Raw genomic sequence first — 7208 nt, forward strand, 5'->3', positions numbered from 1 at the left:
CCAGGTTGATCTGGATGGCCCCGCCCGAGCCGCCATGGCCGCCGCTGCTCTGGTTCTCGCTGTCGCCGCTGCCGCCATCGCCGCCGGTCGTGGTGGCGAGCACGCCCACCAGATTGTCGCCGGACGTGGTGATCGCGGCCCCGCTCACGTTCACGCTGACGCTGCCGCCGTTCCCGCCACTGCCGCCACGGCCATTGCCGTCACTGTCCTGCTTGTTGCCGAGCCCGCCATTGCCGCCGCTGCTCAGCACATGGACACCGGCACCGCCGTCGGGGAGCGGGCGGGCGGACGAGATCTCGATGTCGCCGCCGCTGTCGACGTCCACGTCGACGCTGCCGCCGCTGCCGCCGCTGCCGCCCGTGTTGAAGTTGTAGGAGGACTGGGCCCCGTCGCCGCCGGTCGAGCTGGCATAGATGCCCTTCACGCCGCCGGTGGAACTGCCGGTGCCGTCGACATGCAGGCTGATCTTGCCGCTGTTCGTGATGGTGACGGTGTTGCCGGCGACACCCGCACCGCTGGCAGGGTCGTTGTCGCCGCCGTTCGGGTCGGGATCGCCCCCGCCGCCATTGGATTCGGCGCGGATGCCCCAGGCACGCTCGGCCGAGGTCACCGGGGCCGATCCGGTGCCCATGGTGATGGCGCCCTGGTTGGTGACGGCGACCGTGCCGGCCGCCCCGCCATGGCCGCCGGGCTGGTTGACGCCGAACTCGGTATTGCCCTCACCGCCGGTGCCGCCCTGGGAGAGGGCATAGATGCCGATGCCGCCATGGGGCAGGCTGCTGCCCAGCACGATGCTGCCCGTGCTCGTGACCGCGACGTTGCCGGCCATCCCGCCATTGCCGCCGGGCGAGCCGTTGTTCTGGTTGTCCCGGTCGGCATCGGCACCCACCGAGCGCGCGTCGATGGCGATCAGCTCGCTGTCGTAGGAGCCCTGGCTGAGCGACAGGTCGCCGCCACTGGTGATGGTGACGGCACCGCCGGCACCGCCGGTGGATTCGTCGACCGGCGTGCCGCCATTGGACTGGGCATGCAGCACATAGGGATTGCTGCTGGCGCCCAGCGTGAAGTCGCCCTGGCTGGTGATGGTGATCGCGGAGCCGTCGCCCGGATCATTGTCCTGGTCGCCGCTGCTGCCGGTCGAATCCAGGCCGTAGGGGCTGGTATAGCTGCCGCTCGTCACGGTGCAGTCATAGGTACTGCTGCAGTCCGCCGCCTGGGCGGCTGGCACCCCCAGCAGGGTGAAGGTACAGCCGAGAAAGATGCGGCCACGCAGGATCATCAGTCCAAGTATCCTTTCCGGGCACCTTGAAATCAGAGCAGCCCGGGACTGATCCCACGTCGCTCCTCATTGGATGGATCCGGCAATGCCGCCGACGAATCAAGTGAACGGACGGTCCGGGGCGAAGAAGAACTGGAAGAATTGCCGGATGTGCCGTTTGCCGGCCGCTGTACTGCCTGCGCCGGCAGTGGCCCGGCCATGGAGCCCCGGCCGGGCGGCAAGTTGACCGGGATGGCCGGATGCCGCAGGTTCGCCAACTGGCCGCCTGGGCGCGAATCCGCCGCCAGGACGGCATTTCCGGGAGGATGAACGATGCCGACTTCGGTCAAGGAATTGCTGGCCGCCGCCAACAGTGCGGTGCCCCGGATCGATCGCGCGACCGCCGAAGAGCTGATGAAGCGGGGCGACGTCCTGGTCGTGGACGTGCGCGACCAGCCGGAGGTGCAGGCGAGCGGCAAGATCGCCGGGGCCAGGCAGGTGTCGCGCGGCATGCTCGAGTTCCGCGCCGACCCGGCCTCGCCCTATCACGACCAGGCGTTCGATCCGGCCAAGACCGTGATCGTCTACTGTGCGTCCGGCGGGCGCTCCGCACTGGCCGGCAAGGCGCTGCTGGACCTGGGCTATCGCGACGTGCGCAATCTCGGCGGCTTCAAGGACTGGGCCGAGCAGGGCGGGGCCGTCGAGCCCGGCTGAACGCCCGAGACCGGGTGCCCGAACGTGCCGCGTACGCCACGCCCAACCGGCCAGCAAACATCATCTCCAGGTCAAACTGTCGCACCGTGAAGACGAAAGTCCTGCGACGTTCCTAGGCTCGATGTCCCATGGCGGAGATCGGGATGAGCACACGGGCGCGGGCGTTCGTGCAGTGCTGGATCGATGAGAACATCGGTCCGGAGCTTTATCGGGAAGAGCGGCACCGGTCGCGGGAGTATGCCGCGCGCTGCCTGATGGCCGCCCGGGAGCGCGGGATCAGCACCGCCGAGATCCAGGACGAGTTCGGCAACCTCGCGACCCATATCGCCGGGATGGGCGACCGGGCCGGCCGCGCCCAGGCCGGCTTCGGCTTCAGCTGGCAGGCCTGAGCACCCGGTCAACCACACCTGGGCAGGTCAGGCCGGCTTGGCCAGGTGGCGTCGGGCCGGGATCCACCAGCAGGTCAGGCAGGCCAGCAGCGCCAGGAGCAGGATGCCCCAGAAGGCCAGATGCAGGGCCTGGTGCAGGGCGGCCTGCGCCTGCGGGTCGGTCGCGACCCCACCCAGCCCGTCCGGCCGCTCGAGCAGGCCGTGCAGCCGTGCCGCGGCATGGGGCGGCGCATAACGGTCGATCCCGAGATTGAGCACGGCGCCCAGGGCGGTGGCGCCCAGCGTGTTGCCCAGGCTGCGGGCGAACAGGTTGGAGGAGGTGGCGCTGCCGCGCTCCGCCCAGTCCACGCTCTCCTGGATCAGGATGATGCAGGTGATGCTGAGCAGGCCCATGCCGAAGCCCATCACGAACGAGCCGGCCCCGGCCAGGATCGGCGAGCTGCCCGGCTGGAGCTGGAGGAAGGCGGCCGCACCCAGCGGGAACATCAGGCTGCCCAGGCGCAGCGTGCGGCGGATGCCGAAGATCCGGTAGCAGCGGCTGGACAATGTGACGGCGAGCGGCCAGCCCAGGATCAGCATGGTGAGCGCGAACCCGGCCTCCAGCGGGCTGCGGCCGAGCACGCCCTGCACGTGCAGCGGCAGGACCGTGGTCAGCCCGATCAGCGCCATGCCGGCCAGCAGCGTGGCGACGTTGCAGGCGGCGATGAGCTGGCGGCGCCAGAGCTGGAGCGAGATCATGGGTGCTGTGGCGCGGCGCTCCTGCCAGAGGAAGGCCGCCCCCGCCAGCAGGAACAGCAGGCCCAGGGGGAGGACGATGCCGAGGCCGGCATCGGCTTCGGTGAGCATCAGCATGAAGGCGGCGATCGCCACGGCGAACAGGGCGGCCCCGGCATAGTCGATCGGCTCGTTCTGCCTGGTGACCTTCTCCTGGAGGAACAGGACCAGGCCCGCGATCGCCAGCACGCCGAACGGCAGGTTCAGCCAGAAGATCCAGGCCCAGGGCAGGTGGTCGACGATCACCGCGCCGGCCAGCGGCCCCACCACTGCGGAGGAGGCCCAGACGCTGGACAGCAGGCCCTGGATCTTGCCGCGCTCCTCGATCCGGTAGAGGTCGCCCACGATCGTGGTGGTCACCGGCAGGATGGCGCCGGCGCCCAGGCCCTGCAGGAGCCGGAACAGGATCAGGCTCGGCATCGACCAGGCGAGCCCGCACAGGACCGAGGCCAGCAGGAACAGGGCCGTGCCGGTGATCAGCACCGGCTTGCGGCCGAAGATGTCGGCCAGCCGGCCATAGATCACCGTGGTGGTGGTCTGCGCCAGCAGGAAGGCGGAGAACACCCAGCTGTAATAGGCGAACCCGCCGAGCTGCCCCACGATATGCGGCATCGCGGTGGCGACGATGGTGGCCTCGATGGCCACCATGAAGGTCGCCAGCACGATGGCGGCGACGATGAGCGGCCGCCTGTTGGCGGAACGATCGGCAGGCATCGACTTCCTCGGTGAGGGCACGGTGAAGGGGAGCGCCGGCGGTGCTGGCACCGGCCCAGGTCAGGAATCTCGGTCGCGGCTTGATCTATATCAATGCAGGTGGCCCACGGGTCGGCGTAGTTAGCTGCGCGGCGGTAGCCGCCGGCCAGCCAGCCGAGGGAACGCGACGGAAGAGCGTGGCATCGGCAGGCTGGGGAGAATGGATGAGGGAACAAGCTTCATGGACGGTTCGAACCAGCTCCTGACCTGGTGGCACGCCTGGCTGCGCCTGCCGCTGACGCTGAGCGCGGAGAGCCTGCGCTTTGCCAGCCGCCGGTGCACGGCTCATGCCGACAACATGGCTGCCCTGGCCACATGCACCAGTGTGCGCGAGGCCGCGGAGCTGCAGAGTGCCTTCACGCAGCGGATGCTCGCCGACTATCGCGACGAGGCCGAGCTGCTCATGCGCGAGGCGAGCGAGGCCGTGCCATCCTCGAGGGCGGCATGAGGAGCGGGCGGGTCACCACTGGCGCTGTTCTGCCGGTAGGAGTTACGTGATGGAGTCCGTCCGGTTCGCACCGGCGCCGCGTGCCGACGGCCTGTTCTGGGTGACGCTGAGCCAGGCCGTGCGGCCCGCCGCCACGCATGAGGTCGACCGGCGCAGCCTGTACCTGCTGGCGCCGTTGACCGGTCATGGCCGTCTGGACCCGCAGCTGTGGCGGGCGCAGCGCGGCGGCTGCCCGGTGCTGCGCATCTCGTGCGGACACCCGATCCTCATCGGAGCGCTGCGCCATCGTGCCGGCGGGGCCGAGGGCTCGGCCTGGATCATCGACTATGATCCGAGTGCCGAAGCCGACGAGGGCTACAGCTATCGGCTGGGTGCGCAGTGTCTCGTGAAGGACGAGCAGGTGCCCCTGGTGGGGCCCGACGGGGTTCGCAGCTTCCGGGTGGCGGACATCTCCAGCCGCATCCCGACCGAGGTGCGTCGCTATCTGCTCATGGTGAGCCGGCCCCTGCCGGCCTGGCCGGAGCCCAGCGGGGCCTGCGCGCTCCGGCGTCCGGCAGCGCATTGCCTGTGCCGTACCGCGGCAGTGGGTCGGGCCTGAGGAACAGGGGCAACCCGGCCGGGGCACTGCTGGCCCCGGCCGGGTCGCCGTCTCAGCTGGCGGTGATCTCGATCCGGCGCCGGCCGGCCGAGGCGTCCTCGCGGCGCGGCACGGTGACGGTGAGCAGCCCATCCTTCAGCTCGGCCCCGATCCGCTCCGGGTCGGCGTCGTCGGGCAGAGGGAAGGAGCGCTGGAACGCGCCGTAGCGCCGCTCGGCCAGCACCTGCTCCTCCTGCCGTTCGACCGCCGCCTGCTGCTTGTGCCCCTTGATGGTCAGCACGGCGTTGCTGACCGCGATGTCGAGATCCTCGGCGCGCAGCCCCGGCAGTTCGGCCACCAGCCGGTAGCCACCCTCACCGGCGAACACGTCCACCACCGGTGCGGTCGCGTCGAACACCGACTGGAGGCGGCGCCAGGGATCCGCGTCCAGCTGCCGCCGCCGCAGCAGGGCAAACGGCGCGGTCGTGAACAGGTCGTCGAACAACCGGTCCATCTCCTGGCGGAGCCCCTGGAAGGGCTGGGCCTCCGCACCCTTGGGTTCGGCACCACCGGTCCCGGCTGCACCCGCTCCTGCTCCCGTCCGGTCCTGCTCGTCGCTCATGACAATCCTCCCGTGCCGCCCGAGGGTCCTGGCGTCGCCGGGCCACTCCCGATGCGGCGTATCGGGTCATTTTCCCATAAAAGCCAGGTCGGGCAAGCCGGCCGCACTGCCTTTGGCGGCAGCGCGTCGACCACGTCGCCTCAGCTCGTACCGGCTGCCGTGCTCGGGCGTTGCTCACCGGTCATGGCCACCACCCGGCCGCCCTCGAGGGTGAAGCGACGCGAGGCGAAGCCCGCGCAGGTTGTGGCGCCGCTGTCGCTCTGCAGGCGGTTGTCCCGCCAGAAGTAGCGCACGTCGATCACGGTCCGGCCGTCCGTCGATTCGACGACCTCCGCCGCCGTGACCGACATGCGCGGCAGCACGCAGCGGGCTCCCTCTTCCCAAGCGTGGCGGGCGTAATAGTCTTCGATGGCGCCCACCGCTCCCGGCTGGTCGGGCAGAAGCGGCGTGGTGCTGCAGGCACCGAGCAGCAGCGCGGCGGACAGGAGGAACGGGCGAAAGTGCATGGCGTGCTCCGGCAAGAGGAGGGACGTGCAAGCAGAGCAAGCCGTCGCGACCGTGGCGGTTCCGTGTGCGACCGCGAGGCCGGATCAGCTGGGAGGCCGGATCAGCGGGCAGGGGCAGGTGCGGCCGGACATTTCCGGGCCGTCATCTTTTGGAAATGACGCATATCGACAGGCCACGCGGCCTTCGCTAGCCTCCTGGTCATATTCTGATCTGATCGCATGCCTTCCGTCGAGAGTGCCCGACGGAGGCACCGCTTATTTTCGTCCGGGTGACGCCGCCGTGCCGATTGTCGAGAGAGGTTTGCCATCGGGACCCGCGCTGCTCGGGGAGCCTGGTCCGCACGAGGGGAAGGTGACGAGCGGGTGACAGCCGGTCCTCACCGCATGCGGAGCCGGCGCCTGAGTCTCAGCCTCAGGATCGCGTGCCTCGCGGGCGCGTCCGTGCTGGCCGCCTTCCAGTTGCCCGGCGTGCTGCTCTATCCGGTACCGCCGCCCGCACCGGAAACTGCGGTCCTGGTCGCCCTGCAGAAGGAGGCCAACCAGGCGCTGGCCCGGCAGGTGGCGCAGATGCGGCAGGATCTTTCCGGCAATGTCTGTGTGGCCGGCGACCGGCTGATGCGCCACGGCCCCGGCGGCGCCCCGGTGCCGGCCAACGATGCAGACGATGCCAGCCTGCCGCCGCCGCCGGTGGAGCGGATCGCGGCACCAGCGGTGCATGATCCGGCGGCAGCGCCGGCCGAGCAGCGCTCGCTGGCCGACCTGCTGGACGCAGCCACCGTGCTGGTGCTGGCGCGCGGCGGCCAGCGGGAGGGCAGCGGGTTCGGCACCGGCTTCTTCGTCGCCCCGGGCCTGGTGGTCACCAACCTCCATGTGGTGGGCGACCCGCCCGCCGACGAGATCTGGGTTACCAGCAAGGCGCTCAACCGCGCCACCCGGGCCAAGCTGCTGGCACGCTCGCCCAAGGTCGAGATCGGCGGGCCGGACTTCGCACTGCTGGAGGTCGAGGATGGCGGCGAGCAGGCCAGGCTCAGCCTGGCATCCCCGGCCGACCGCCTGCAGAACGTGGTGGCCGCCGGCTTCCCGAAACTGGTGATGGACACCGATGCCGGCTTCATGCGGCTGCGGGCCGGCGACCGGTCGGCGGTGCCGGAGATGGCGGTCAGCCAG

The 7208-nt window shown here is 70.4% G+C and carries 8 protein-coding genes and 1 pseudogene; 5 read left to right on the top strand and 4 right to left on the bottom strand.

The window, feature by feature from the left end; all coding sequences use genetic code 11:
• A pseudogene (locus VNS22_RS13070) lies at positions 1-1279 on the bottom strand (hypothetical protein); the annotation flags it as partial.
• A gap of 312 nt (positions 1280-1591) precedes the next feature.
• Here VNS22_RS13070 and VNS22_RS13075 point away from each other — a divergent pair.
• Positions 1592-1972 (top strand): rhodanese-like domain-containing protein, encoded by a 381-nt coding sequence (locus VNS22_RS13075; RefSeq protein WP_325733075.1) that lies wholly within the window; start codon positions 1592-1594, stop codon positions 1970-1972.
• Positions 1973-2115: 143 nt separating this feature from the next.
• Positions 2116-2361, top strand: coding sequence for a hypothetical protein (locus VNS22_RS13080; RefSeq protein ID WP_325733077.1), 246 nt, complete (start codon positions 2116-2118; stop codon positions 2359-2361).
• Between the two features lie 27 nt (positions 2362-2388).
• On the opposite strand, the gene VNS22_RS13085 is transcribed toward VNS22_RS13080, so the two are convergent.
• Positions 2389-3849 (bottom strand): MDR family MFS transporter, encoded by a 1461-nt coding sequence (locus VNS22_RS13085; protein WP_325733079.1) that lies wholly within the window; start codon positions 3847-3849, stop codon positions 2389-2391.
• Positions 3850-4069: 220 nt separating this feature from the next.
• Between VNS22_RS13085 and VNS22_RS13090 the strand changes: the two genes are divergently transcribed.
• Together VNS22_RS13090 and VNS22_RS13095 are read left to right on the top strand one after the other, a co-directional pair.
• Positions 4070-4336: a phasin family protein gene (locus VNS22_RS13090; protein WP_325733080.1), complete on the top strand. Its 267-nt coding sequence runs from the start codon at positions 4070-4072 to the stop codon at positions 4334-4336.
• Positions 4337-4385: 49 nt separating this feature from the next.
• Positions 4386-4934, top strand: a complete 549-nt coding sequence (locus VNS22_RS13095) for a hypothetical protein (protein ID WP_325733082.1) — start codon at positions 4386-4388, stop codon at positions 4932-4934.
• Positions 4935-4986: 52 nt separating this feature from the next.
• Here the strand turns inward: VNS22_RS13095 and VNS22_RS13100 are convergent, their stop codons facing one another.
• Positions 4987-5535: an Hsp20/alpha crystallin family protein gene (locus tag VNS22_RS13100; RefSeq protein WP_325733084.1), complete on the bottom strand. Its 549-nt coding sequence runs from the start codon at positions 5533-5535 to the stop codon at positions 4987-4989.
• 140 nt (positions 5536-5675) lie between these two features.
• Complete coding sequence (locus VNS22_RS13105) at positions 5676-6041, bottom strand: hypothetical protein (RefSeq protein ID WP_325733086.1); 366 nt, start codon at positions 6039-6041, stop codon at positions 5676-5678.
• A 441-nt stretch (positions 6042-6482) separates the two neighbouring features.
• Here VNS22_RS13105 and VNS22_RS13110 point away from each other — a divergent pair.
• A partial coding sequence (locus VNS22_RS13110) for a serine protease (protein ID WP_325733088.1) occupies positions 6483-7208 on the top strand: 726 nt, incomplete at its 3' end.

The sequence above is a fragment of the Geminicoccus sp. genome, from assembly GCF_035556675.1.
Lineage (GTDB): Bacteria > Pseudomonadota > Alphaproteobacteria > Geminicoccales > Geminicoccaceae > Geminicoccus.